The sequence below is a fragment of the Microbacterium sp. BDGP8 genome (assembly GCF_029991045.1).
Lineage (GTDB): Bacteria > Actinomycetota > Actinomycetes > Actinomycetales > Microbacteriaceae > Microbacterium > Microbacterium plantarum.
In genome coordinates, this window is the sequence record NZ_CP120712.1 from 2537744 (window position 1) to 2562809 (window position 25066).

Sequence of the window (25066 nt, forward strand, 5' to 3'; positions counted from 1 at the left end):
AGCCCCTGCGGCTAATCTGAGAGCATCATGGCCAGTCATACGCGCGGGGAATCCGGAACGGATGCGGCGACGACCTCATCGCCGCGGCGCCTCCCGCTCCGGCTCGTGCGAGCCTGGTGCACCCTGATCATCGCCTCCTCGATGGCGGGCACGGCCTGGCTCATGGCGATCGGGGTCGGCGGCTCGGCCGTCGTGGTCGCCGTCACGACGACGGTGTCAGCGGCGATCTGGCTGATTCAGCGACCCCGCCGCCGCTGGCGCCGCCTGCCGTGGTTCGCCCTGGCCTACGTCGGGTGGGCGGTGGTCTCGCTGCTGTGGACGGAATGGCCGCGCGCGACCGCCATGACGCTGGCGCTGCTGCTCGCGACCACCGCGCAGGCCATCTTCGTCGCGTCCGTCCTCACGGGACGTCAGATCATCGAGGCGATCGCTGCGGCGGTGAAGTGGATGCTGGCGCTCTCCCTGGCCTTCGAGCTGTGGGTCTCGCTCATCTGGCGCGGGCCGATCCTCCCGGGCTTCGTCCGCCCGGGGCCCGATTTCACGGGCGACCCGATCATGTTCTGGTCTCGCGACAAGCTCTTCACGGATGACCGCATCCAGGGGATCTTCGGCAACGCGAACTCGCTCGCCTACATCGCGCTGCTCGGACTCGTCGTCTTCGGGTTGCAGATCAACACCCGCGCCGGCCGCCGGGGCCCGCTGGTGGTGTGGACGCTGCTGGCAGCCTTCTGCTTCTGGCGCGGCTCGTCGGCCACTGCCGCGATGTGCGCGATCGCCATCGCGATCGTCATCGTGGTCGTCCTGCTCATGCGACGCGCGCGCACAGCGCGCACCCGCCGCATCCTCTACATCGTCTTCACCGTCACGGGCGTCGCCCTCATCACGACCCTGTGGCTCGTCCGCGAAGCCCTGTTCGAGATGCTCGGACGCTCCTCCGACCTCAGCGGTCGGAAGGAGATCTGGGCGACGGTGGGCGAGCGATTCGCCGAGAGCCCGATCATCGGCTGGGGCTACTCGGTGCCGTGGGTGCCCACGGATCCCTTCTTCGACGGCTGGATCGTCGACCGCGGCGTCACGGTGATGCAAGCGCACAGCACCTGGTTCGACGTCGCCATGCAGCTCGGGGTGGTGGGCGTGGTGCTGTTCGCCGTCGCCCTCGGCGCCTTCACCTGGCGCGCATGGTTCCTGGCGCTCGGCCGCATCCCCCGCCCCGGCGCCCAGCGGGAACCGCGGTCGCGCCTCCTGCTGATCCCCGCGCTCGTGGCGACGATCCTTCTCGTCCAGAGCATCACCGAGTCGTCGCCTCTGCTGAACTGGGGATGGTTCCTGCTCGTGATGCTCGCCTTCGCCATCAAGCAGGCCCCCGCCTCCGTTCGCGGCACACCCGTCCGGCGTCGTTCGACACTCGCTGCCGCGTGGCCCCTCGAGGGCGGTGCCCCGATCGAGCGCGGCGCGCCCGTCGAAGGCGTGGCGTGACGACCCCGCCCGGGCTGTCCGCCTCCTGGGTCGTCCGCACCCTCGACTCCGCGGCGTTCGCGCAGGCGTTCGCACACACGGCGATCGCCGCGGTGTTCGCTCAGCACCTCGTCGACCGCACCGCGGGCCGGGTCACCTGGTTCACCGTGATCGCGGGGTTGTGCGCGGTCGGCGCGGCCGTGCTGCTGGTCCGCCGTCGCGAGTTCACCCTCGTGCGCCTCATCCCATCGACCCTCGTGCTGTTCCTCGGCTGGGCCCTCGCGAGCGTCACGTGGACGACAGACACCTCCGGGACCGTCAGCGGCTGGCTCGCGCTCGCGGCGATCGCGTTCCTCGCCGTCGTCATAGCGAACACGCGCGACACCCTGCAGACGGTCCGCGCGCTGGCCGACGTCTTCCGGGTGCTGCTGGTGCTGTCGCTCCTGCTCGAGCTGCTCTCGGGTGTCTTTTTCGACATGCCGTTCACCTTCCTCGGCATCGAAGGGGACATCGCCGCTCTCGGGCCGGTTCAGGGCATCTTCGGCACGCGCAACTCCCTCGGCTTCATCGCGGTCCTGGCACTGATCACGTTCTACATCGAGTGGCGCACGGTGTCGGTGCGAACCGGTGTCTCGCTGTTCTCGGCCGTGCTGGCCGCGCTCCTCGCCGCACTCTCCGACTCCCCCACCGTCCTCGTCCTCGCCGTCGCCACGGCCGTCGCGACGGCGGCACTCGGCCTCGTGCGTCGCACCCGACACGCACTCCGACGCACCGTCCAGTCCGTGCTCGGTGCCACCGTGATCGTCAGCGCGATGGTCGGCTATCTGCTGCGCGAGCGCATCATCGCGTGGATCGGAGCCGGGACGGACTTCTCGATCCGGGCCGAGCTGTGGGACCAGGTCGCCTCGTTCGTTCGCGTCGAGCCGGTGCGCGGATGGGGCTGGTTCGGGCCGTGGTCGCGTACCGACTTCCCTTTCAACGCGATCAACTTCGCGCTCGGGGACCGCCACAACTCGGCGCTGAACGCGTACGTCGACGTCGTGCTCCAGCTCGGGTGGGTCGGTCTGCTCATCTTCATCGCCTTCGCCGGACTGGCCCTGGGACGGGCGTGGCTCGTCGCGAGTGAACGCCGGTCGATCCTCTACGCCTGGACTCCCCTCATCCTCGTGACGGTCCTCGTCGACGCCCTCTTCGAGAGCTTCCCCCTCCACGGGTACGGCTGGCTGATGCTCGTCCTCTGCGCGCTGCGAGCCGGGCAATCGAAGTCGTGGCGCGAGAACATCCGGGACGCCGCGCGGCCGGGATCGCCCGCCGCCGGGCTGCCCGACGACACCTCGACGGGAACGCACGGCATCGCACGGTAGGATCGGGCCGGTGAGCGCGCAGGTTTTCGACCCGACATCGGCGACCATCGCCGTCGTCACTTTCAACCGCTCCGCGCTTCTGTCGCGGCTGCTCGAGAGCGTCGTCCGGATGGACCCGAAGCCCGGTCGCGTGGTGATCATCGACAACGCCTCGACCGACGACACGACCGCGGTCGTCGAGTCGTTCCGCGATCGACTGGGCACCGAGCTCGTGTACCGGCGCCTCGAGACGAACACCGGCGGATCCGGCGGATTCAGCGAAGGCGTGCGCGTGGCCTATGAGCTCGGGTCCGAGTGGATCTGGCTCATGGACGACGACGTCGAGGTGCTGCCCGACGGGCTCGCCAAGATGGGACGCTGGGCGCCGCGGTTCCGCAGCATTCAGGGTCGCCGGTACGACTACGACGGCAGCGAGTTCTACTGGCAGTACCGCATCGCCGAACGCATGGGCATCCCCATCCCCTTCGCGCCCGCCGGTTTCGGCGAGTCCGGGTACAAGGAGATGAACTCCGGCTGCTTCGAGGGCATGTTCATCCACCGCGACATCGTCGCCCGCATCGGACTGCCCGACCCGCGCTTCTTCATCTACTGGGACGACCAGCTCTACGGCTGGCTCGCCTCGCGAATCACGACGTCGGTCATCGTCGACGAATTCGTCCTGCGCCGCACGCGCGAGATCCGCCAGTGGGACATGGGCATCCGCCACATGAACGCCTCGAGCGACGCCTACCGGTACTACATCATGCGCAACCGGGCGCACATCAAGCAGTACTACCGGACGAAGGGCGTCTACAACCCGGTGCTGTTCGGCCTCGGGACGACGCTGACCTTCGGCAAGGAGCTCATCCGGCTCTTCCTCGTCGAGCGCACCGTGCGAGGCACCTCGAATCTCTTCCGCGGCCTCCGCGACGGCCGGCGCATCGCCCGTGACCGCACGTGGCGGCCGATGCAGCCGCTGGTGGATCAGCCGGCCGCGTAGTCCCCTAGTCCTCCTGCGCGCGGGTCCATGCCCACGCGTCGGCGATCGCCTCGTCGACGGTGCGCTCCGCTCGCCATTCGAGCAGCCGGCGTGCGCGATCCACGACAGCGTATGCGCCGGCGGAATCACCAGGCCTTCGCTCACCCATGCGGACGTCTACCTCGACGCCGGTGACCCGTACGAAGGCGTCGACGAGTTCGCGCACGGTGGTGCCGGTACCGGTGCCGACGTTGAGCGTGACGATGGGTGATTCGTCGTCCACGATTGCGTCGAACCGGCGGACGGCCTGAACATGTGCACGCGCGAGGTCCCAGACATGGACGAAGTCGCGTAGCCCGGAACCGTCCCGCGTCGGCCAGTCGCTGCCGGTGATCGTGAAGGCGGATCCCTCCTCGGCGGCCGCCATGATGCGACCGAGCACGTGCGAAGGGTGCCGCGAGGTGGGGCCGGTGCGCAGCTGCGGGTCGACGCCTACCGGGTTGAAGTAGCGCAGATTGATCGCGCGTATCTGGCCGGCCACAGCGGCATCCGCCAGGATCTGCTCCGTCATGGCCTTCGTTCGGGCGTAGGGGCTCGCGGGATGCAGCGGGGCGTCCTCTGTCACCCCGCCCTCGACCTCCGCGTACACGGACGCGGAGGAGCTGAAGATGAAACGGCTCATACCGCGGTCGCTCAGCCGCCGCAGCAGCGCGACGCTCGCCGCCACGTTCGAGGCGTAATAGGCCAATGGATCGGCGACCGACTCGGGGACGACGACACGGGCGGCGCAGTGTATGACCGCATACAGGTCCCCGTGCTCATCGAGCACACGGTCGATGACGCCGTCATCCGCGATGTCGCCGCGGTAGAAGTGACGATTCAGGACGTGGCGTTCGAGGCCCGTCGACAGATCGTCGACCACGATCGGGATGAGTCCGCCGTCGAGGCAGGCGCTCGCGACGGTGGCGCCGATGTAACCGGCCCCACCCGTGATCAACACCTTCGGAGCATCGAGCCGCATCGGACGATCCTATCGGAGCCGCCGGAAGATGCCTCCGAGCCGGGCACGGTAAGCTCACGAGGTCGTGTCCCCCCTTCGTCGTTCGGAGTTGTCTTGCCTCACGTTCTGCAGAATGTCGTGCTTCCGCTCGAACGGGACCCCGATCTGATTCCGCTCTACGTCGACCCCGAGACCTGGACAGAGATCGACGAGGAGGCCGTGCGCGTCTCGTCACGCGCGCAGCTCGCGAACATCATCGACCGGCACAGCGCACGCATCGTCCCCGGCCGGCGCGTGTCGTTCGGCACCTACTTCAATGCCTTCCCCGCCTCGTACTGGCAGCACTGGACGTCCGTGCGCAACATCACGCTCACGGTGCGCACCTCCGGTCCGGCGACCATCCTGGTCTACCGTTCGAACGGCGGCGGAGTGCGCCAGCGCCTCGAGACGCGCGAGGTGGTCGGCACGGTGGAGTCGCACTTCGACCTCGTCCTCAACCAGTACAGCGACGGCGGCTGGATCTGGTTCGACATAGTCGCAGACGAAGAGGCCGCCCGCTTCGAGGGCGCGGAGTGGACCACCACGGACGAGCCGGTACGAACCGGCAAGGCTTCCCTCGGCATCACGACGTACAACAAGCCGGACTACTGCGTTCAGACGCTCGGGGCGCTCGCCGCCGCCCCGGATGTGCTCGAACTCATCGACCGCATCTTCCTCATCGACCAGGGGACGCAGCTCGTCGCCGATGAGACGGGCTATGCCGAGGCCGCCGACTCGCTCGGCGACACCCTGCATGTCATCCGGCAACCCAATCTGGGGGGCTCGGGCGGATTCGCCCGAGCGATGGTCGAGACCCTCGCGCGCCCCGAGAGCGACTTCGTGCAGCTGCTGGACGACGATGTCCGGCTCGAGCCGGAATCGCTGCGTCGATCGATCGTCTTCGGACGGTTCTCGACAACACCGACCATCGTCGGTGCTCATATGTTCGACCTCCTCGACCGTCCCAAGCTGCACGCGTGGGCCGAGGTGGTCGACGATAAGGCGTTCATGTGGCGCAACCTCTTCCAGGAGAAGATGCCACACGACTTCTCGATCACGAACCTGCGGCAGTCGCCGATTCTCCACATGCGCCTCGACGCCGATTACAACGGCTGGTGGATGTGCCTCATCCCGACGGAGATTCTGCGCGAGATCGGCCTGTCGCTGCCCGCATTCATCAAGTGGGATGACGCGGAGTACTGCGTGCGGGCTCGCGACGCCGGCTACCCGACGGTGTCGCTACCGGGCGTCGCGCTCTGGCACGTCTCCTGGGCCGGCAAGGACGACTCCATCGACTGGCAGGCCTACTTCCACGCCCGCAACCGGATCGTCGCCGCGCTGCTGCACTCCCGTTCGGAGCGCGGGGGCACGCTCATCCGTCACAGCCGCCGTGTCGACCTCAAGCACCTGATGATGATGCAGTACTACCCGGTAGCACTGCGCAACCGTGCGCTGCGTGACGTCTTGCGCGGTCCCGGCCACATGGCCGAGAACATCGCCACCGCCATGCCTGCGGCTCGCGCTCTCTCAGCACGGTTCCCGGAGACCGTCATCCACCGCGACTCGGGGATTCCGCTGCGCTCGCGGCGCGGGCGTCAGGTGTTCCGACGTTACCGTCGGAACGTGTTCGACAGCCCGACCGGCTTCTCGCTGCGCTGGTTCACCCTCAGCACCGTCGTCGCACACTGGTTCCACGAACCCGCTGCAGAGAACGTCGCCCAGCCTGAGGCCGAGTTCGGCAAGGGAGATGCGAACTGGTGGCGCATCCCCCGCTACGACAGCGCCCTCGTGAGCGCGGCCGACGGCTCGGGCAAGAACATCTACACGCGCGACCGGAGGAAGTTCCGGGCGCTCTTCGTCGACAGCATCCGTTTGCACGCCAGCCTTCGGCGCAACTGGCCGCGCCTGGCCGCGGAGTACCGACGCGCGCTGCCCGAGATCACCTCGACCGAGAGCTGGGCGCGGATCTTTGGCACCGATCCGCGCGGTTAGCCGGCGTTGTGATCCTCGTTGTATCGGTCGAGCACATCGCCGATCGGCCCATCGAAGACCAGTGCACCCTTGTCCAGGTATAGACCGCGGGTGCAGAATCGGCGCAGATCCTTCTCGTTGTGGCTGACGAAGAAGAGCGTGCGCCCCTCGGCCAGCAGCTCGTCGATGCGCTTGTAGCACTTCGCGCGGAAAGCGCGGTCGCCGACGGCGAGCACTTCGTCGACCAGCAGGATCGGTTCGTCCAGCTGCGACACGACCGAGAAGGCCAGTCGGACCTTCATGCCGTTCGAGAGGTGCTTGTACGGAGTGTCGACAAAGTCGCCGATCTCCGCGAAGTCGATGATGTCGTCGAACCGGCGGTTCACCTCGGCCTTCGACATCCCGTGCAGGCCTGCCGTCAGCCGGACGTTCTCACGAACGGTCAGATCACCGACGAAGCCACCGGTGATCTCGATAAGCGGAGCCACGCCGCCGTTGACGTCGACCGAGCCCTCGTCGGCCAGCAGCACGCCGGCGACCAGCTTGAGCAGCGTCGACTTGCCTTGCCCGTTACGACCGACGACGCCGATCGATTCCCCGGGGGTTACCGAGAACGTCACGCCCCGCAGCGCCCAGAACTCGCCGGGGCGGCTACGACGCGACGAGCCACCGAAGAGGTCCTTGAGGTTGCGCCGTCCCCGGCGGTTGCGCCGGAAACGCACGCCGAGGTCGCGCACGTCGATGGCGAGCGGCTTCATCACAGCTCCTTCAGGACCGGGCGTTCGAGCCGGCGGAAGACGAACACCCCGAGGACGAGCACGAGGATGCTGGAGACGGCGCCGACGACGACCGAGAGTGTGTCCCACTGGTCGGGGAAGAAACCGACGCGGTAGAGCGTGAGGATGCCGGCCAACGGGTTGAACGCTCCGAGCTCCCTGAAGACGCCGGGCAGGTCGGCGACGCCGTAGATGATGGGGGACGCATAGAAGAGCGCTCGCAGGACGAGGCGGGTCGTTCGCTCGAGGTCGCCCCAGAGGACGCAGAGCGGCGCAACGATCAGACCGAGCCCGACCAGCAGCGCCACCTGGAGCAGCACGGCGACAGGGAACAGCAGGAGTCCCCAGGTGACGGAGGCACCTCCGAAGATCGCGAAGAGCGCGAGCACGGGCAGCGAGAAGAGGAACTCGACGCCTTTGCTGAGCACGATACGGCCCACCCAGATCGACCGAGGGATCGATGTCGAGCGCACGAGCCGCGCATCCTTGTTGAACGCGCGAGTGAAGTCGGTGACGGCGGCGTTGAACCATACCCAGGGCAGCAGCGCCGTGATGAGGAAGACGATGTACGGCGTCTCGCCGACGTCGCGCTGGAAGACCTGTGTGAAGACGAACCAGTAGATACCGCTCATGACGAGTGGATCGAGCACCGACCAGAGGTATCCGAGCGCGCTCGTCGAATACCGCACCCGCAGGTCGCGCGCCGACAGCAGCCACAACGAGTGGAAATAGCGCCGCGGCGATCCGGGGGCGCCGACGACGGCAGGACTCACAGATTCGATCCTACGGGCGCTGTCCGGCCGTAGCCGCTTCAGCGGCCGCTCCCCAGCTGCTGTGAGAGGACGGGCGCCAAGCTGCGCGCGTAGGAGGGCTGAGATGGTTGTCGTCGCGGAAGACCGCGATGTTGCCGATCGCCGGTTCGCACAGATCATCGGGGCAGATCCAGTCGGTGAGGTCCACGTGGACGAGGTGCTCGTGCGGGAGCTCCAGCGCGGGATTACTAGCCGCGAGAGACTGAGAACGCGGAACGGCGCAGTCGCTCGGTTCGTCCGCCGTCAGAAGACACGAGAACATATCGTGCTCGAAGCGGGGGTTGTCGCGCACAGCGACGAGCGGGATGCCGGCCGCGTCGATCCGTTCGATGAACTCCACGATGCCCGGCCGCAGCTGTTCGTCCTCCTCGCCGGGGTCCGCTCGAGTCACGATGGTCATGACCGCGTCGGGGCGGATCGACTCGACGTGCCGGATCGCCGCCTCACGCCACCGCCCGCACATCTCGGGATCGAACCCGGGCTCGGCCAGCCCCATGGCGCACCCGCCGCGAAATCAGGGTGATGACGCCCCAGCCATGCTCCTCGGCAACCGGCAGCAGAGCGCCGGTCATCTGCTGAGCATGGGAGTCACCGATCACGACGATCACATCGGACGACCGCGCCGCGTCCGCCGTCTGGAAGCAGGTGCCGGTGAGGAGCGGGTCCTCCGCCGCGAACGGCCCCGCGCACTCCCGTTCGAGCTGCACCCACTCGGCGTCGAGTTGGGTGGGCAGCGGAATCAGCGGGGCGTCGGTGGTGCGGAGCACGACGTCTTGCGTGAGCAGGGCTCGGGCTCCAGGGTTGGCGGCCACGGCCGCTTCGGTAGCGACGCGCACCTGGTGCGTCGTGATCGCCTGCCACGCCGTCAGCGGCGCGATGACCGCCGCCGAGGCGACCGCGAGGACTGTCAAAGGTGCCCGCAGCCCCGGTGCGCCCCGCCGCCACGCGCGCATGGGCTCATCGACGGTGGCCGTCAGCACCCGCGCGCAGGCGAGCGAGAGAACGAGGAGGAAGGCTCCGCCGAACAGACCGATCTCCGTACGGTCGCGGAGCACCATCCACGTCACGAGGATCGGCCAATGCACCAGGTAGAGCGCATAGGCGTCGCGACCGACGAAGCGGAACGGCCGCGAGGCGAGGACGCGCGCTGGCCCCCAGGCCGTCGGAGTCGCCCCCGAGACGACGACCGCTGCCGCGCAGAGGATCGGCCACAGCGCGAGATAGCCGGGGAACCCCCCTTGCACGTCGAAGATCACACCCGTCGCGATCAACCCGCTCAGGCCACCCCATCCGAGGACAGCGGCGGCCGCCGGCGCTAGCCGCACGTGTGGGAGCGCCACGACGAGCAGCGATCCAGCAGCGAATTCCCACAGGCGGGCCCCGGTGTCGAAATAGGCGGGCTGCTGCGCCGTGGCCGTGCGGACGATCGAATAGGTCAGCGAAACGACGAAGACCGCGCCGAACACGCCGCCGAGGACGAGCGTGGACGAGCGCCGCGTCCGGCGGATCACCACAGCGCAGACGGCGAAGAGCAGAGCCCAGAGCACGAAGGCTTGCCCCTGAACGGAGAGCGACCAGAAGTGCTGGAGCGGACTGACCGCTTCGGACCGTGCGTAGTAGTCGACCGCATCCGCAGCCAACCACCAGTTCTGGACGTACGCGAGAGACGCCCACGTCTGCGCCCAGATGTCGCGCCACATCGTCGCGGGGTACACCGCACGCACCACGAGAAGGACGGCGAGCAGCGTCACCGCCGCCGCGGGCAGGAGCCGGCGGAAAGTCGCCGCGAGACGAGCCGCCGTGCCGCCGGCCCGTCCCGTGTCGACGCGCCGCAAAAAAGATGTTGTCAGGAAGAACGCCGACAGCATGAGGAAGACGTCGATGCCTCCCGAGACGCGGCCGAACCAGATGTGGTAGGTGACGACGAGGAGGATGGCCACCGCCCGCAGCCCGTCGATGTCAGCGCGATACGCTCGCAGCTCCGCGTATCGCCGGCGACTTCCGATCGCGTCCGCTGCTACTGCGGGCGTGCGCACCATGGGTACGCGCCCTCACGCCAGCTGGTTGTTCCACATCGACAGCGCAGAGCCGATCGCCATGTGCATGTCGAGGTACTGGTAGGTGCCCAGGCGCCCACCGAAATGGACGTCCGGTTCTCCCTTGGCGAGATCGCGATAAGCGAGGAGACCGTTGCGGTCGTCGGCCGTGTTGACCGGGTAGTAGGGCTCGTCCTCGCGCGTAGCGAACCGCGAGTACTCCCGCACGACGACGGTCTTATCGGTCGGGTAGCGGTCCGCGCGTTCGGGGTGGAAGTGCTTGAACTCGTGGATGCGCGTGTACGGCGCGTCGGCGTCGGCGTAGTTCATGACGCTCGTGCCCTGGAAATCGGGGATGTCGAGCACGTCCTGCTCGAAGTCGAGCGTGCGCCACGACAGCTCGCCCGCGGTGTAGTCGAAGTAGCGATCGACGGGCCCGGTGTAGACGATCGGGACCTGGCCGACCGTCGCCGCCTTGTTCAGCGGCTGGGACTCGTCGAAGAAGTCGGTGTTCAGCTGTACGTCGATGTTCGGGTGGTCCGCCATCCGCTCGAGCCAGGCGGTGTAGCCGTCGACCGGCAGGCCCTCCCACGTGTCGTTGAAGTAGCGGTTGTCGTAGGTGTACCGAACCGGAAGCCGCGAGATGATCTCCGCCGGCAGCTCCTTGGGGTCGGTCTGCCACTGCTTCGCGGTGTAGTCGCGGATGAACGCTTCGTACAGGGGGCGCCCGATGAGCCCGATGGCGCGCTCCTCGAGGTTCTGGGCGCTCTTCGGGTCGAACTCACCCGCGAGCTCGTGGATGAGATCGCGAGCTTCACCCGGCGTGTAGGCGGCCTGGAAGAACTGGTTGATCGTGCCGAGATTGATCGGCAGCGGGTACACGACGCCCTTATGGGTCGTGTACACACGGTGGACGTAGTCGGTGAAGGCCGTGAACCGGTTGACGTACTCCCACACGGTCGCATTCGACGTGTGGAAGAGGTGCGCGCCGTACTTGTGGACCTCGATACCGGTCGTCGGCTCGTTCTCGGTGTATGCGTTGCCACCGATGTGATGCCGGCGGTCGATGACCGTCACCTTCCGGCCGGCGGCCGCAGCGCGCTCGGCGATGGTGAGGCCGAAGAATCCGGAACCGACGATGAGGAGATCCATGAAAGGGCGTCTTTCGTGTCAGGACGGGCGCAGCCCGTGCGTGGCATCATCAAGCCTAAGCGACCGACCCTGAGAGACAGCGGGCGTTGAGTAAGCGCCAAGGGGGCGTCGGCTACGATGACATGTCGAATTTAACGCAGTAACGGAGACGGGATCGAATGGGTAGCTGGTTCAGCGTGCTTCCGTCACTGCTCATCGCCGTCGTGATCCTCATCGTCCCGGGCCTCGTCGTCATAGCCGCGGGATGGGGGCTGCGTACTCCGACGCGGTGGCTGCTCGCACCGGCCGTATCGGTGACGATCGCAGCGGGCGCCGCGACGGTCGCCCCTCTCGTGGGACTTCCGTGGGGCGTGTGGCCCATGCTGGTCATGACGGTCGTCATCACGGGCATAGCCGTTCTGCTCCGGCGGCTGGCCGGCCCTGATCCGCTGACCGCGCCGCGCCGCGCCGACGTGACCGCTCTGCTGTCGCTCGCCTTCGCGGCGGTCGTCAACACCGTGCTGTTCGCCCGCGCCTTCGGCGCACCCGCCAACATCGCGCAGCGCTTCGACAACATCGTTCACCTCAACGCCATCGGTCTGGCAACCCAGGTCGGCGATGCGTCTCCGTTCCAGATCGGTGCGACCTCGGACATCTCGGCCTATCCCAACGGATGGCACGCGTTCACGGCGCTCGTCGTCGAGCTGACCGGCAGCTCGGTTCCCGTGGGGGTCAACGTCGCGAATCTCGCGATCGTCGCCATCCTGTGGCCCGCGTCCGCGATGGCGCTCTCGGCTGCTCTGTTCCGTCAGCGACGCCTGGTGTTCATCGCTTCCGCGGCGTTGTCCACCGGCTTCGGAGCCTTCCCCGCGCTCTTCTTCAACTGGGGAGTCCTCTACCCGAACCTCATGGGGTACGCGATGGTGCCCGCCGGGCTCGCGGCCGTCGTGCTGAGCATGGAGGAGCGGCGCGGCGGGCTGGTCCGCGCGTTGCTTCTGGCGGCGCTGATCGGTGGCGGGGTCTTCCTCGGCCACCCGAACGCGTTCCTCGCCTTGTTGGCGTTCGCCACCGTCTTCGTCGTGAGTTCGCTCACGGCGCGGGCGGTCTCGAACCCGACACGCGTGGATTGGGTATTGCTGGCGTCGGTGACAGCCGGCCTTGCTCTCGTCTCGGTCGCCGTATGGACCGTGTTCCGCACCTCGCCGGAGCACTCGTGGTGGTCTCCGTGGCAGGACCCGGCGCAGGCCTTCGGGCAGGGTCTCCTCGTCGCTCCCCGAGGTTTCACACCCACGGTGACGATCGCCGTGCTTCTGATCGCGGCGGCCGTGGCGGTCGCCCGTCGCCCCCGACTGCTCCCTTCGGTGCTCCCGTTCGCCGTGGCCGTGCTCCTCTTCGTCGTCGCCTCGGGTCTGCGCATCGATCACCCGGTGCGAGAGATCCTGACCAATCCCTGGTACAACGATTCGAATCGCCTCGCGGCGCTGATCCCCCTGGCCGCCGTCCCCGCAGCGACGCTGGGCGCCGTCGTCATCGTCGATGCGTCGCGCCGCCTCGCAGCACGGCTGGGTCTGCCCCGCTGGTCACGCCAGCTCGCGGGAGCGGTCGCGCTCGCCCTGCTGGCGACGGTCGCGCTCGGCCCGAATGCCCGCATCGCGCTCGCAGAGGTCCGCGAGGCATACGCCTACACCGAGGAAGCACCCATCCTCACCGAGGAGGAGCAGGCTCTGCTCGAACGCCTGGATGAGACGACTCCCCCGGATGCCCTCATCATCGGAAGCCCTCGAACCGGCGCGTCCCTGGCTCTCGCGTTCGCTGAGCGAGAAGTGACGGAACGCCACGTATTCGGATCCCCGTCCGAGGACCTGCTGTTCTTGAACCGACACCTGCGGGACATCGACGAAGACCCGCAGGTGTGCTCGGTGGTCGACAGGCTGGGAATCGACTACGTCCTCGACTTCGGTCGGCATGACGTCATGGACCAGTCCCTCGCCCCGGCGTACGACGGCGTCCAGGATCTCGACCCCGGCGAGCACCTGGTGCTCGTGGACTCCGAGGGTACCGACGCGCGCCTGTTCCGCATCGAGGGATGTTGACGACGTGATCAGAAACCCGAGGATCGCCGTCGCCTACGACTGCCTGTTCCCCTTCTCCACCGGCGGCGGCGAGCGCCAGTACCGCGCGTTCGCCGAGGCCATGATCGACGCCGGCCACGAAGTCGAGTACTTGACCGCGCGCCAATGGGACGCGTCCGCGCCGCCGCTCGAACGGTTCGACGTCATCACTGTGACGCCGCGCCTGACGCTCTACAACTCCGATGGCACGCGGCGGATCCCCGCTGCCCTGCGGTTCGCAGCGGGCCTGTTCATGACGCTCGTCCGGCGGCGTGGCCGCTACGAAGCGATCCTCGTCAGCGGGCTCCCGGTGTTCAACGTGTTCGCCGCCCGTCTCGCGCTCCTCGGTTCCGGCACCCGCGTCGCCGTCGACTACCTCGAGGTGTGGCCGCGCTCACAGTGGCAGGAGTACTCCGGCGGGGTCACCGGATTCGTGGCGTGGGCACTGCAGCGCCTGGCGATCGCCGCCACCCCCCTCGCGACCTGCCACTCGCAGCTCAGCGCGCGCCGACTGCGCGCCGAGGGGCTGCGCAACGAGCCCCTTGTGAGCCCCGGGCTCATCGACAACGCGGTCGATGCCGGGCCTGTCCAGCCCGCAGCGACGCCCCCGTATGTGCTCTACGCCGGCCGTCACATTCCCGACAAGCGCGTCGAGACCCTCCCCGCTGCGGTCGCCGCCGCCCGTGTCGACATCCCGGACCTGCGTCTCGTCATCCTGGGCAGCGGCCCGAGCACGGCCGACGTCCGCCGCGCCGCCACGGTTGCGGGGGGCGACGACTGGATCGATTTCCCCGGTTTCGTCAGCGAAGACGAGCTCGACGCGCTGATGCACGGAGCGCTCTGCCTCGTGAACCCCTCGCGCCGCGAGGGATACGGTCTGGTGGTCGTCGAGGCTAACGCGCACGGAACCCCCGCTGTCCTCGTCGCCGACGAGGGAAACGCGTCGACCGAGCTCATCGACGACGGCATCAACGGTGTCGTCGCACGATCCGCTGATGCCGCCGACATCGCTCATGCGATCATCACGGTCGCCTCCGGCGGTGACCGCATGCGCCGCACGTCCCGCGAATGGTACGACACGGCCGTCCAGACGCGTACGATCCGCAGCACCGTCGAGAAGATCCTCACGGCGCTGTCCCGCTCGCATTCCGCAGCACGGAAACAGAAAGAAGGCCCTGCGTGACCTCTCCCGCACCGAACACGACGATCGAGCTGACGATCCTCATGCCGTGCCTCAATGAGGCCGAGACGCTGGAGGTCTGCATCCGGAAGGCGCAGGGATTCCTCGACCGCACCGGCATCAACGGCGAGGTGCTCATCTCCGACAACGGCAGCACGGACGGTTCCCAGGAGATCGCTCTCCGCCTCGGTGCCCGCGTCTCGGCGGCCAGCCGTCGCGGCTACGGTGCCGCGCTCATCAACGGCATCGAGAACGCCCGTGGTCGCTACATCATCATGGGCGACGCGGACGACAGCTACGACTTCGAGAACCTCGAGCCATTCGTCGAGAGGCTGCGCGGGGGTGCGGATCTGGTGATGGGCAACCGCTTCGCCGGTGGCATCGAGCCGGGCGCCATGCCGCCCCTGCACAAGTACCTCGGCAATCCCGTCCTCTCGGCCATCGGCCAGCTGTTCTTCCGCCCGAACGTTAGAGACTTCCATTGCGGCCTGCGCGGATTCAATCGCGAGCGGATGCGCGAGCTCGATCTGCAGACGACCGGAATGGAGTTCGCCTCGGAGATGGTGGTGAAGTCCTCTCTCGCGAAGTACCGCATCGAGGAGGTCCCGACGACCCTGAAGAAGGACGGGCGCTCGCGGCCGCCGCACCTGCGCAGCTGGCACGACGGTTGGCGCCACCTGCGGTTCCTCCTGCTCTTCGCCCCGCGCTGGCTCTTCGTCTTCCCCGGTCTCGTCGCCTTCTTCCTCGGCGCCGTCACGGTCGCCGTGCTCGCCTTCGGTGGCGTCGAGGTCGCCGGGATCGGGTTCGACGTGACGACGATGGTTTACGCGAGCGCGTTGTGCGTGCTGGGCTATCAGGCGCTGCTGTTTTTCTGGCTCACCAAGTTGTACGCGACGCAAGAAGGATTCCTCCCCACCAGTGCTCGATATCGCCGGATCGTCGCGAAGTGGTCTGCCGAACGCGGGCTCCTCGTGGGCGTTGCGATCTTCCTCCTCGGCGTGGTCATCGGGATCGTCCAGGTCGCACGGTGGGGGAGCATCGACTTTGGCACGCAGGATGCCGCGCAGGCCGTGCGCATCGCCATCCCGAGCGCGCTCGGCATCATCCTCGGATTCCAGACGGTGATGATGAGCTTCTTCTCGGGCGTGCTCACCACCCCGCGCCGAGAGCAGAAGCCCGAAGTCGTCATCGAGAGCTGACCGCGGATGCGGATCCTCGTCGACCTTCTGGGATACACCGGCGGCCGCGGCGGCACCGAGACGTATGTCCGGGAGCTCCTCCCCCGGCTCGCCGGCATCCTGCCGGACGCCGATTTCGTGGCCGTGACCGGCCGCTCTGGGGCCGCAGCCGTCTCGGGGTTCTTCCCCGGCCGGGTCGAGACGGTGCCGTGGGTCGGCGCGGACCGGGCCACGTGGGCCCTCGGTGAGATCCTCGCCGTCAGTCGGCGGGCTCGCCGTGCACGCGCCGACCTCGTCTGGTCGCCCGCGAACTTCGGACCCGTCACGCGCGGCGCGGTCCCGCGCGTCGTCTCGATCCACGACGTGATCTATCACGAGGTGCGCGGCACCGGAATCGCGCGCTTCCCCCGCGCCGTCACTGCGTGGCTGATGGCTCGGGCCGCACGGACGGCCGACCGGGTCCTGACGGTCTCGGATGCCGCGGGCGCCGCCATCTCGCATCACCTCGGCCTCGCGGGCAGCCGCATCACGGTCGTGCACAACGGCAGCGCGCCGTCACGGCGCAGCGCCGACCCCCTGCCGGCCTTGCGTTCCCTCGGCGTCTCCGCGGAACGCCCCCTTCTGCTGAGTGCCGGTAACCGCATGCCCCATAAGAACTTCGCGGGACTGCTCGCCGCCATCGCGACGATCGAGCCGGCGCTCCGCCCCCGGACGGTCGTGGTCGGCGGCGGCGAGCACGACCCCCTCGCCGAGACCGTCGCGGCTCTCGGTCTCCAGTCCGACGTCGTTCTCCCGGGCTGGGTGAGCGACGATCAGCTCGGAGCGCTCTACGCTGCGGCGACGGTCTATGCCTGTCCGTCGCTCACCGAAGGCTTCGGGCTGCCCGTCGTGGATGCGCTCCGCGCCGGCTGCCTGGTCGTCGCCAACGATGTGCCCGTCCTGCGGGAAGTCGGAGGCGAGCACGCCTTCTACGCCGATGCTCGGAACCCGCAGCAATTCGGCCGGCAGATCTCGCGCGTGCTTGAGCTCGATGCCGGCGAGCGGGAGGAGCGCCGCGCCGCCGGGCGAGCCTGGGCGGAGCGCTTCACCTGGGACGCCTCCGCGCTCGGCGTGGCGGACGTGCTGCGTGCGGCCGCTGAAGCGAGGCGCCCGCGTGTCTGAGAGCAGCTCGCTGCGGGCGCGTCTCTTCGGCTTCACTCTCATCCCGGCCATCGCCGCGGTGTCACCCCTCGTCGTCCTGCCTGCGGTGTCCCGCTCCGCGGGCGACGACGGCTGGGCCAGCGCCATCGCCGGCGAATCGGTGGGCACGTTCGCGGCCATCGCCGTCGCGTACGGCTGGACCACCGTCGGCCCGGCGCTCATCGCCGGCACCACCGACCCCGTCAGACGGGGGCGCCTGTACCGGGATGCCGTGGTGGTGCGACTGGCCATGTCCGTGGTGGCCCTGCCGCTGCTCGTCGTGCTGTGTGCGGCGGTAGCGGCGCCGGGTCATGCTCTTCTCGCGTCGCTTATGGGGCTGCAAGGCGCCCTCATCGGCCTGTCTTTCACGTGGTTCGCCGTAGGTGTCGGCGACCCGCGCTCGATTCTGTTCTATGACGTGATCCCGCGCTTGTTCGTCGCCGTCGCCGCGATGATCGCGATAGTCGGCGGTGTGCCGGTCGAGGTGTACCCGACCGTCGGCATCCTCGTCACGCTGATCGGAACGACGGTGTACACCCTGCGACTCCTCCGACGCTACCCGTCGCCGTGGCCGCCGTTGCGGGAGATTCCGGGACTGTTCCGCGTGGGAGCGCCCGTAGCCCTGAACGACGGCGCGCTCGGCGCGTATTCTTCGGTGCCCATGCCGCTGGTCAACACGATCGCGTCCGGCTCGGCCGCCGCCGGCTTCGCGTCCGCCGACAAGCTCGCCAAACTCGGGCAGTTCCTACCCCTGACCCTCGCCAACGCCCTTCAGTCGTGGACGGCGGAGGTGACCGGCGCCGAGCGCGGTAAGCGGCTGCGCACGGCGCTGCTGATGCACGGCGGCTTCGGCGCCCTCGGAGCCGTCGTGCTGGGCCTCGCCGGCCCGCCCGTCACCGCCCTCTTCTTCGGACCGCAAGCCGGGGCGGCGATGGGCGTGTGCTTTGCGCTGGGCATCGGGTTCGCGATGTACTCGCTCCGGACTTCCATGACCCGTCACGTCCTCTTCCCGGCGGGAGCCGAGAAGAGCGTCATGTGGGCGACGGTGACTGCAACGATCGTGGGCGTGCCGGCCATGCTCGCAGGCGCATGGCTTGTGGGCCCGCTCGGCGTCGCGGTCGGTTTCGCCGTGACGGAATCAGTCTCGACCGTCCTTCTGGCGCGGCAGACGGCGCATGGGTTCCGCCGGTTGGTACAGGAGGGTGTTTCATGACCGAGAAGCCGCTGCTCCTCGTCGTCTCCACGCTCGGACGGGTGAGTGCCCTCGACCTGTTGCTGCAGAGTCTCGCGGATCAACTCCAGCCGCATGATCGGCTCACGATCATCGCGCAGTCCCATGTCGCGGACGTCGAGCGACTCGTCGCGCGCTGGCGTCCCCGCTTTGCGGCCGGCCTTCACGTCGCGACATCCGATCGCGGCGCGTCCCGAGGACGGAACGCCGGCGTCCGTCTGGGGTCGGACGGGTTGCGCGACGCCCACGTGATGTTCCCGAACGACACCACGACGTTCCCGCCGGGAAGCGTCGCCGCGATTCGGCGCGCGATGACGGGGGCGACCGCCGGTGCGGTCCGGGTGGAGACGCCCTCGGGAGCGCGATTCGCGCTCCCGCCCTCCGGCACACCCGTCGATGCCCGCAACGTCTGGTCCGTCATCGAGATGGGCCTCGTGATCGACCTCGATGTGTTCCGCACCGCGGGTGGTTTCGACGAGTCGATCGGAACCGGGGCGGCGACCCCGTGGCAGGCGGGCGAGGTGACCGACCTTCTCCTCAGGGTGCTGAACCAGCACCCCGCGCTTCGGTCGACATTCGTCTGGGTGCACGACGCAGGTGCGCACGTGAACGGCATCGCGGAGGTCTCGGGCCTGACCCGCGCGGAGTCGATGCGCAAACTTCGGGCATACGGGCGTGGGGTCGGTTACGTGTACCGCCGGCACCCCTTCCCGCGATGGCAGCGTTACGCATTCGTCGTTGCGGGGCTGCTTATCGGCGTTCGGCGCGGCTCCGAATACACCCTCAGCGCGGGATGGACTGCGTTCATCGGCCGCCTCGAGGGCGTGCGAGGCCGAATCATCGGTGCCGATCCGACCCTGAAGGCCGTGTCGCGGTAGCACCGAGGCATCGTCGATGTTCGTAAGCTCACCCTCATGAAGACCCTGCTCGTGACCGGCGGTGCCGGATTCGTGGGCGCGAATTTCGTCCATCACGTCATGGCCCGCACCGACCACGCGGTCATCGTCCTGGACAAGCTCACTTACGCCGGGAATCCGGCATCGTTGGCGGACCTCCCCGAGAACCGAGTGCGTCTCGTTCGGGGAGACATCGCGGACGCAGCGCTCGTGAATACGCTGTTCTCGCGAGTGGACGCGGTCGTGCACTTCGCCGCCGAATCGCACAACGACCGATCGCTGCACGAGCCGCGAACGTTCGTCGACACGAACATCGTCGGCACCTTCACGCTGCTCGAAGCTGCGCGCAAGCACGACATACGGTTCCACCACATCTCCACGGACGAGGTGTTCGGCGACCTCGAGCTCGATGCTCCGGAGCGCTTCACCGAGAGCACGCCGTACAACCCCTCGTCACCGTACTCGTCCACCAAAGCGGGCTCGGACATGCTCGTGCGGGCCTGGATCCGTTCGTTCGGCATACGTGCGACCATCAGCAACTGCTCGAACAACTACGGGCCGTTTCAGCACGTCGAAAAGTTCATCCCCCGGCAGATCACGAACGTGTTGCGCGGCGTCCGTCCAAAACTTTTCGGCGCGGGCGCGAACGTGCGCGACTGGATCCACGCCGATGATCACTCGTCCGCGGTCCTGACGATCCTCGAGAAGGGCGACATCGGCGAGACCTACCTCATCGGTGCAGACGGGGAGAGGGACAACAGGTCGGTCGTCGAGCTGATCCTCAGCCTGACGGGGCACTCCGCCGACGCGTACGACCACGTGACTGATCGCGCGGGACACGACCAGCGTTACGCGATCGACTCGACGAAGCTCCGTGCCGAGTTGGGCTGGGCTCCGCGCTACCAGGACTTCGAAGCCGGACTCTCAGCGACTATCGACTGGTATCGCGAGCACGAGGAATGGTGGGCACCGGCCAAGGACGCCGCCGAGGCCTTCTACGCGCAGCGCGGCCAATAGCTCACCCGCAGCGCTGCCTCCCTCACGCCGCTGCGCCACCGCCGCTCACATCTTCACGGCGACGGAACCCGCGACGAGCCGAGGCGCCGTGAATAGCCATCTCGCCCCGATGCGCGGCGCGACGGCGTCGAGCGCCAGGGACGCCGCGACGACCAGAGCGAAGGTCACGGGCACGAAGAGCGCCGCCGTCCAGGACCCGACCGGCAGCGCCAGCCCTGGGCTGGCGCCGATCGGCAACCGCGTCATCACGAGCGCCAGCACCTCGAGCAGGAAGGCGTGGACGACGTATATCGGTAATGTGCGCCGCGCGAGGTATCTGCCCCAGGTGCGCACGACGGCGGCGCGCTCCAGGATGCGGCTGATGAGGACGAGCGCGACAATGCCCGCGATGGTGATCGTTGGGACGACGACCCGCTGCGCCAGCCACCCGAGGGGGACGAGTGTCCACGCGAAGGCGAAGACCGCCCCCGCGACGATCAGCCACCGGTACCGCAGGGTGCTGACCCGCTGGACGAGCGAAGGCGCAAAACACCCGAGGCAGAACCACACGGCGAATAGGAATAGTCGCTCGACATTCGGGCCGAGGACAGGGCCGAGGACATCCAGATGCCCCACCAGCAACGGTCCGACCACGAAGGTCGCCAGGGCGCTCGCGCCCAGGGCCCAGCGGGGTCGCCCGACCGCGACCTTGGCGACGGCGATGTACACGACGAGCGCAGGGAGATACCAGAAGTGCGTCCCGGCGAGCAATAGTGACTGAACCACCATCGGGAGGTGGCCCGCGGGGTCGCCAGGAGCAGCCCGGAATGACCATGGCGCCGCGATCAGACAGGTCCAGATAGCGAAGACCCACAGCGGTGTTGCAAACCGCGAGCGCCAGAGGTCCCCCCAGGGCCGGGTGATCGCCCGTTGCGCCAAGAGTCCCGAAACGAGGAAGAACAGCGGGATTCGCACCGGGACGAGTACGCGGCTGAGTTCGCGCCAGACGATGAACGACCGATGCTCGAACACCCACGGCGCGACGTACCCGGCGAACCACGTCGTGACGTGGTAGACGACGATGAGGAGGATCGCGAGAGCCTTCGCGATGTCGACCCAGTCCTGTCTTGGTCGGGCCGACGCCGGCCCGAGCCCGGTCATGCCATGGTCGATCCCGACGCCGCACCCACGACGATGCGGGGCGTGCCCGCCCAGCGGCTCTCGTCGGTCGCGTTGCGTCCGTCCACGAGAAGCCGGATGCCGGGCAGGTCCGCCGGAGTCAGCTCCCGATACTCGTCGTGGTCGGTCTGCAGGATCGCCATGTCGACGGTCGCACCGGCGCTGTGCGCGGCGAGCCCCAATCGACCGAGCTCATCGTCGTCATACAGCGGGTCGTGCACCGTCACGACGGCTCCGCGCTGGCGGAGCGCCTCGACGGTCGGGAACACGCCCGAGAAGGCGGTCTCCTTCACTCCCCCGCGGTACGCGGCACCCAGCACGACCACGCGCAGCCCTTCCAGGGATCCGAGCAGCTCCTCCGCCCGGGCGACGAGGCGCTCGGGCATCGAAGCGTTGAGCAGGCGGGCTGTACGAACGATGTCGGCATCCGGGTCGGTCGAGAGGTAGAGCCGCGGATAGACGGGGATGCAGTGTCCCCCGACGGCGATGCCGGGCCGGTGGATGTGGCTGTAGGGCTGCGAATTGCACGCCTCGATGACTTGGTACACGTCGATACCGTGGTCGCCGGCGAACAGCGCGAACTGATTCGCCAGCCCGATGTTCACGTCGCGGTAGGTCGTCTCGGCGAGCTTGGCCATTTCCGCCGCCTCGGCACTTCCGAGGTCCCACACGCCGTTGGGTCGGGGCAGATCGGGGCGCTCGTCGAACTGCAGCACCGCTTTGTAGAACTCGCGGGCCCGTTGTGCGCCGGCCCCCGACAGTCCACCGATGAGCTTGGGGTAGCGGCGCAGGTCCGCGAAGACGCGACCGGTGAGCACACGCTCAGGCGAGAACACCAGGTGGAAGTCGTCGCCCTCGGTGAGCCCGGAGCCTTCTTCGAGAAGCGGCTTCCACCGATTCCGGGTCGTCCCCACCGGGAGGGTCGTCTCGTAGGAGACGAGGGTGCCGGGAGTGAGATGCTGCGCAAGGGACCGAGTGGCGGCGTCCATCCACGCAAAGTCCGGCTCCCACGTACTGTCGTCCACGAACAGCGGCACGACGAGGACGACGGCGTCCGCCGAGGGGACGGCTTCGGCGTAGTCGACGGTGGCGCGCAGGCGCCCGTCCGCGACCAAGCGCGCCAGCTTTTCCTGCAGGTGGGCTTCACCGGGGAACGGCTCGACGCCCGCGTTGATGGACGCGACAGTGCTCGCGTTGACGTCGACCCCGATGACCTCGTGGCCCGACTCGGCGAACTGAACGGCGAGAGGAAGCCCGATTTTTCCAAGGGCGATCACGGCGATGCGCATACACCCCAGTCTATAAGCGGAGCTCCGCGGCTATCTCCGACGCAGGAGCAGCGCGACGAGCGTCGCGAGCACGAGCCCGGCGACACCGACAGCTGTGTTCCTCGCCAGCGGCAGGAACCGAGAAGCCCCAACCTTGATCAGAGCGGATGCCGCGACATAGCGCGGCTGCGCCTGAGCATGGAAGAACGCCGTGAACTTCGCCGGCCGGACCATCGCCCAGTGCCGAGGATTCGCCATTTGTTCGCTCAACCGGTGCACGACCTCGAGATCGGGCTCGCCGCGGCGCAGCTCGTCGACGGTGAGCCGATGAATCAGCGCGATGTAGCCGAGGCTGCGGGGCGAGATCGACTCGATCATGTCGACGACCTCGCGGAAGGCCCGCACATCATCGCGGGTGAATCCGCGCCCGCCGTCTCGGATGCGGACGGTGTCCATGAGGTTGCGGCGCAGTAGCTTGGTGGCGAGCGCGTCGCGGTAGCCGGGAGCCAGAGAGCGGACGAACGCGCTGCCCAGCACCTCGCGGATGGCGGAGAGCTCCTGCCGCACCGGCTTGGGATCCCACGTGACGCGTACCGGAGCGTCGGCGTGCTCGATGTACGCCGCGACTCCGGCCGCCGGCACGACGCGTCCGAGCGCCCACAACCGGGTGACGAACGGGAGGTCGCCGCCGCTGCGGGCACCGTCCATGAGGCGCAGTCGCAGGCGCTCCACGGCATCCCGCCGCATGAGTCCCAGCGGCGCGCTGCGGTAAGGCAACCGATCCTTCGCGAAGTCGAGGACGCCCGTCTTCCACACGCGCTTGGCCGGTGAGCGGACGACAGCGCGCCGGTCGCCCCGCACGACCTTCGCGATGACGGCGTCTGCGCGGTGACGCTCGGCGACAGCACGCCACTGCGCGACAGCACCCGGATCGAGCTCGTCGTCGGAGCCCATGATCCCCACGTAGTCCGCATCCGAGACGGCGAGACCGAGATTGAACGGACCCGAGGGGCTCGGGACGCCGTCGTCGAGCTGAATGAACCGCACGCGCCCGGGAGACCGTTCGATGACGTCGGCCAGTTCGGCCGTCACAACAGCGGCGGGCAGGTTGTGGCAGACGACCAGGGCGCGGATTGACGGATCGCCGTCGCTGAGCACCGATCCGACGGCGCGACGGATGTTCCGCCGGACGTCGTGCACGGCGATGATGATGTCTACGGTTCTGTCACTCACCGGTATGCCTCTCGTAGATCGAGCGATAGGCCTCGCGGAAGGCGGTCTCGCTGAACCGCGCGCACAGGTCCCGTCCGTGCTCGCGCACCGCCTCACGGTCGAGCTCGGCCGCCCGGAGGATGGCCGGCGCGATCGCTGCCGCGTCACGGCTGACGGCTTCGCCGACAGCGGGCGCGACGAAGGTGTTGTGCTCTCCGGCACCGGTCACCACGACGGGCGTCCCCATCGAGAGCGCTTCCACCGTCGCGAGCGAGAAGGTCTCGCCGTTGGTAGGAAGCAGGAACACGTCGGCGTCCGCGAGCGCTTGCGCGACTCCGGCACGGTCCCGATGCCCCGGCGCGCTTCGGATCACATCCGCTCCCTGCGCGAGGAACTCCGCTCGGTCCGCTCCGTCACCGATCCAGTCGAGCTCGATCGCGACGCCGCGATCGCGCAGGCGTCGGATCGCCTCGAGCGCGATGCGCCACCCCTTCCACTCGACGAGGGACGCGACGACGACGACCCGCAGAACCCCGCCTCGCTCGTGCCGGACGGTCGAGGGGACCGGTAACTCATCGACGATGTTCCCCACCACCGACACCGGGCGCTTCCGCACAGCCCGGATACGGTCGGCGAGATGCTCGCCGACGGCCACGACCTCGTCGGGGCCGTGAAGGAGCATGCCGAGGGCTGCTCCACTGCCGACGGGGCCCTCGTCGACGAGTCGCGGGATGGCGCCCCAGTGCTCGGTGTGGACCCAGGGGCGTCGGGGACGACGCAGCGCGAACGGCATAGCGGCGGGCGCGGCCATCGTGTGCACGATGTCGACGCCCCTGTCGACATTGTCCAAGTGTCGCTGCACCGAGACCCAGCCGCGCGGCGAGCGCACATCGACCGGGATCCGTCGCACACGCGCCCCTCCGTCCACGAACGCCCGCCGTCCGTCGTCGAGGCGGCGTCCGACGAGGTGCAGCACCTCGACGTCGTGGTCCCGTGTGAGCGCCTGCACATCCCGTGCGATGAACGACCCTGCGCCCGGGTTCTGGCGCGTGGGGTACCAGGACGTCACCACTCGCACGCGCACTCACCGAGAA

The 25066-nt window shown here is 68.3% G+C and carries 21 protein-coding genes; 11 read left to right on the forward strand and 10 right to left on the reverse strand.

Features of this window, described 5'->3' with window-relative positions; all coding sequences use genetic code 11:
• Positions 1 to 27: 27 nt before the first annotated feature.
• Genes P6897_RS12335 through P6897_RS12345 form a run of 3 tightly spaced genes read left to right on the forward strand, consistent with a single transcriptional unit; the run spans position 28 to position 3798 of the window.
• The gene (locus P6897_RS12335; RefSeq protein ID WP_282501356.1) at positions 28 to 1476 is read left to right on the forward strand and encodes an O-antigen ligase family protein; all 1449 of its coding nucleotides are present in this window, start codon (positions 28 to 30) and stop codon (positions 1474 to 1476) included.
• Positions 1473 to 2819 carry an O-antigen ligase family protein gene (locus tag P6897_RS12340; RefSeq protein ID WP_282501357.1) on the forward strand — a complete coding sequence of 449 codons (1347 nt, stop codon included), beginning with the start codon at positions 1473 to 1475 and terminating at the stop codon, positions 2817 to 2819. Before P6897_RS12335 ends, P6897_RS12340 begins: the two co-directional genes overlap by 4 nt.
• A 10-nt stretch (positions 2820 to 2829) precedes the next feature.
• Positions 2830 to 3798 (forward strand): glycosyltransferase, encoded by a 969-nt coding sequence (locus P6897_RS12345; RefSeq protein WP_282501359.1) that lies wholly within the window; start codon positions 2830 to 2832, stop codon positions 3796 to 3798.
• A 4-nt stretch (positions 3799 to 3802) separates the two neighbouring features.
• Here the strand turns inward: P6897_RS12345 and galE are convergent, their stop codons facing one another.
• Entirely contained in the window at positions 3803 to 4798 is a 996-nt protein-coding gene (gene galE / locus P6897_RS12350; RefSeq protein WP_282501360.1) for a UDP-glucose 4-epimerase GalE, read from the reverse strand.
• A 93-nt stretch (positions 4799 to 4891) separates the two neighbouring features.
• On the opposite strand from galE, the gene P6897_RS12355 reads away from it, so the two are divergent.
• Positions 4892 to 6808 carry a glycosyltransferase gene (locus P6897_RS12355; protein WP_282501361.1) on the forward strand — a complete coding sequence of 639 codons (1917 nt, stop codon included), beginning with the start codon at positions 4892 to 4894 and terminating at the stop codon, positions 6806 to 6808.
• On the opposite strand, the gene P6897_RS12360 is transcribed toward P6897_RS12355, so the two are convergent.
• From P6897_RS12360 to glf, 5 genes are read right to left on the reverse strand one after another with little or no spacing between them, the layout of a single operon-like run.
• Positions 6805 to 7545 carry an ABC transporter ATP-binding protein gene (locus P6897_RS12360; protein WP_282501362.1) on the reverse strand — a complete coding sequence of 247 codons (741 nt, stop codon included), beginning with the start codon at positions 7543 to 7545 and terminating at the stop codon, positions 6805 to 6807. The two genes, P6897_RS12355 and P6897_RS12360, sit on opposite strands and share 4 nt — an antisense overlap.
• Entirely contained in the window at positions 7545 to 8336 is a 792-nt protein-coding gene (locus P6897_RS12365) for an ABC transporter permease (protein ID WP_114588534.1), read from the reverse strand. Before P6897_RS12365 ends, P6897_RS12360 begins: the two co-directional genes overlap by 1 nt.
• Before the next feature lie 10 nt (positions 8337 to 8346).
• Entirely contained in the window at positions 8347 to 8871 is a 525-nt protein-coding gene (locus tag P6897_RS12370) for an SGNH hydrolase domain-containing protein (RefSeq protein WP_282501363.1), read from the reverse strand.
• On the reverse strand, positions 8819 to 10414 hold the full coding sequence (locus tag P6897_RS12375; protein ID WP_282501364.1) for an acyltransferase: 1596 nt from the start codon (positions 10412 to 10414) through the stop codon (positions 8819 to 8821). Before P6897_RS12375 ends, P6897_RS12370 begins: the two co-directional genes overlap by 53 nt.
• Before the next feature lie 12 nt (positions 10415 to 10426).
• The gene (gene glf / locus P6897_RS12380) at positions 10427 to 11563 is read right to left on the reverse strand and encodes a UDP-galactopyranose mutase (RefSeq protein ID WP_114588536.1); all 1137 of its coding nucleotides are present in this window, start codon (positions 11561 to 11563) and stop codon (positions 10427 to 10429) included.
• Between the two features lie 158 nt (positions 11564 to 11721).
• On the opposite strand from glf, the gene P6897_RS12385 reads away from it, so the two are divergent.
• Genes P6897_RS12385 through rfbB form a run of 7 tightly spaced genes read left to right on the forward strand, consistent with a single transcriptional unit; the run spans position 11722 to position 20334 of the window.
• A complete protein-coding gene (locus tag P6897_RS12385; protein ID WP_282501365.1) occupies positions 11722 to 13635 on the forward strand; it encodes a DUF6541 family protein in 1914 nt (637 codons plus the stop codon).
• Positions 13636 to 13639: 4 nt separating this feature from the next.
• Complete coding sequence (locus P6897_RS12390) at positions 13640 to 14836, forward strand: glycosyltransferase family 4 protein (protein ID WP_282501366.1); 1197 nt, start codon at positions 13640 to 13642, stop codon at positions 14834 to 14836.
• Positions 14833 to 16032, forward strand: a complete 1200-nt coding sequence (locus P6897_RS12395) for a glycosyltransferase family 2 protein (protein ID WP_282501367.1) — start codon at positions 14833 to 14835, stop codon at positions 16030 to 16032. The genes P6897_RS12390 and P6897_RS12395 overlap by 4 nt, the downstream gene beginning before the upstream one ends.
• Before the next feature lie 6 nt (positions 16033 to 16038).
• Positions 16039 to 17172: a glycosyltransferase family 1 protein gene (locus P6897_RS12400; protein WP_282501368.1), complete on the forward strand. Its 1134-nt coding sequence runs from the start codon at positions 16039 to 16041 to the stop codon at positions 17170 to 17172.
• Positions 17165 to 18403, forward strand: coding sequence for a hypothetical protein (locus P6897_RS12405; protein ID WP_282501369.1), 1239 nt, complete (start codon positions 17165 to 17167; stop codon positions 18401 to 18403). Before P6897_RS12400 ends, P6897_RS12405 begins: the two co-directional genes overlap by 8 nt.
• Positions 18400 to 19299 carry a hypothetical protein gene (locus tag P6897_RS12410; protein ID WP_282501370.1) on the forward strand — a complete coding sequence of 300 codons (900 nt, stop codon included), beginning with the start codon at positions 18400 to 18402 and terminating at the stop codon, positions 19297 to 19299. The genes P6897_RS12405 and P6897_RS12410 overlap by 4 nt, the downstream gene beginning before the upstream one ends.
• 36 nt (positions 19300 to 19335) lie before the next feature.
• A complete protein-coding gene (rfbB, locus tag P6897_RS12415) occupies positions 19336 to 20334 on the forward strand; it encodes a dTDP-glucose 4,6-dehydratase (RefSeq protein ID WP_282501371.1) in 999 nt (332 codons plus the stop codon).
• A gap of 45 nt (positions 20335 to 20379) precedes the next feature.
• Here the strand turns inward: rfbB and P6897_RS12420 are convergent, their stop codons facing one another.
• From P6897_RS12420 to P6897_RS12435, 4 genes are read right to left on the reverse strand one after another with little or no spacing between them, the layout of a single operon-like run.
• Positions 20380 to 21474, reverse strand: coding sequence for an acyltransferase family protein (locus P6897_RS12420; protein ID WP_282501372.1), 1095 nt, complete (start codon positions 21472 to 21474; stop codon positions 20380 to 20382).
• Positions 21471 to 22781, reverse strand: coding sequence for a nucleotide sugar dehydrogenase (locus P6897_RS12425; protein ID WP_282501373.1), 1311 nt, complete (start codon positions 22779 to 22781; stop codon positions 21471 to 21473). Before P6897_RS12425 ends, P6897_RS12420 begins: the two co-directional genes overlap by 4 nt.
• Before the next feature lie 30 nt (positions 22782 to 22811).
• Complete coding sequence (locus P6897_RS12430) at positions 22812 to 23993, reverse strand: glycosyltransferase (protein ID WP_282501374.1); 1182 nt, start codon at positions 23991 to 23993, stop codon at positions 22812 to 22814.
• Positions 23986 to 25056, reverse strand: a complete 1071-nt coding sequence (locus P6897_RS12435) for a glycosyltransferase family 4 protein (RefSeq protein WP_282501375.1) — start codon at positions 25054 to 25056, stop codon at positions 23986 to 23988. Before P6897_RS12435 ends, P6897_RS12430 begins: the two co-directional genes overlap by 8 nt.
• Between the last annotated feature and the right edge of the window lie 10 nt (positions 25057 to 25066).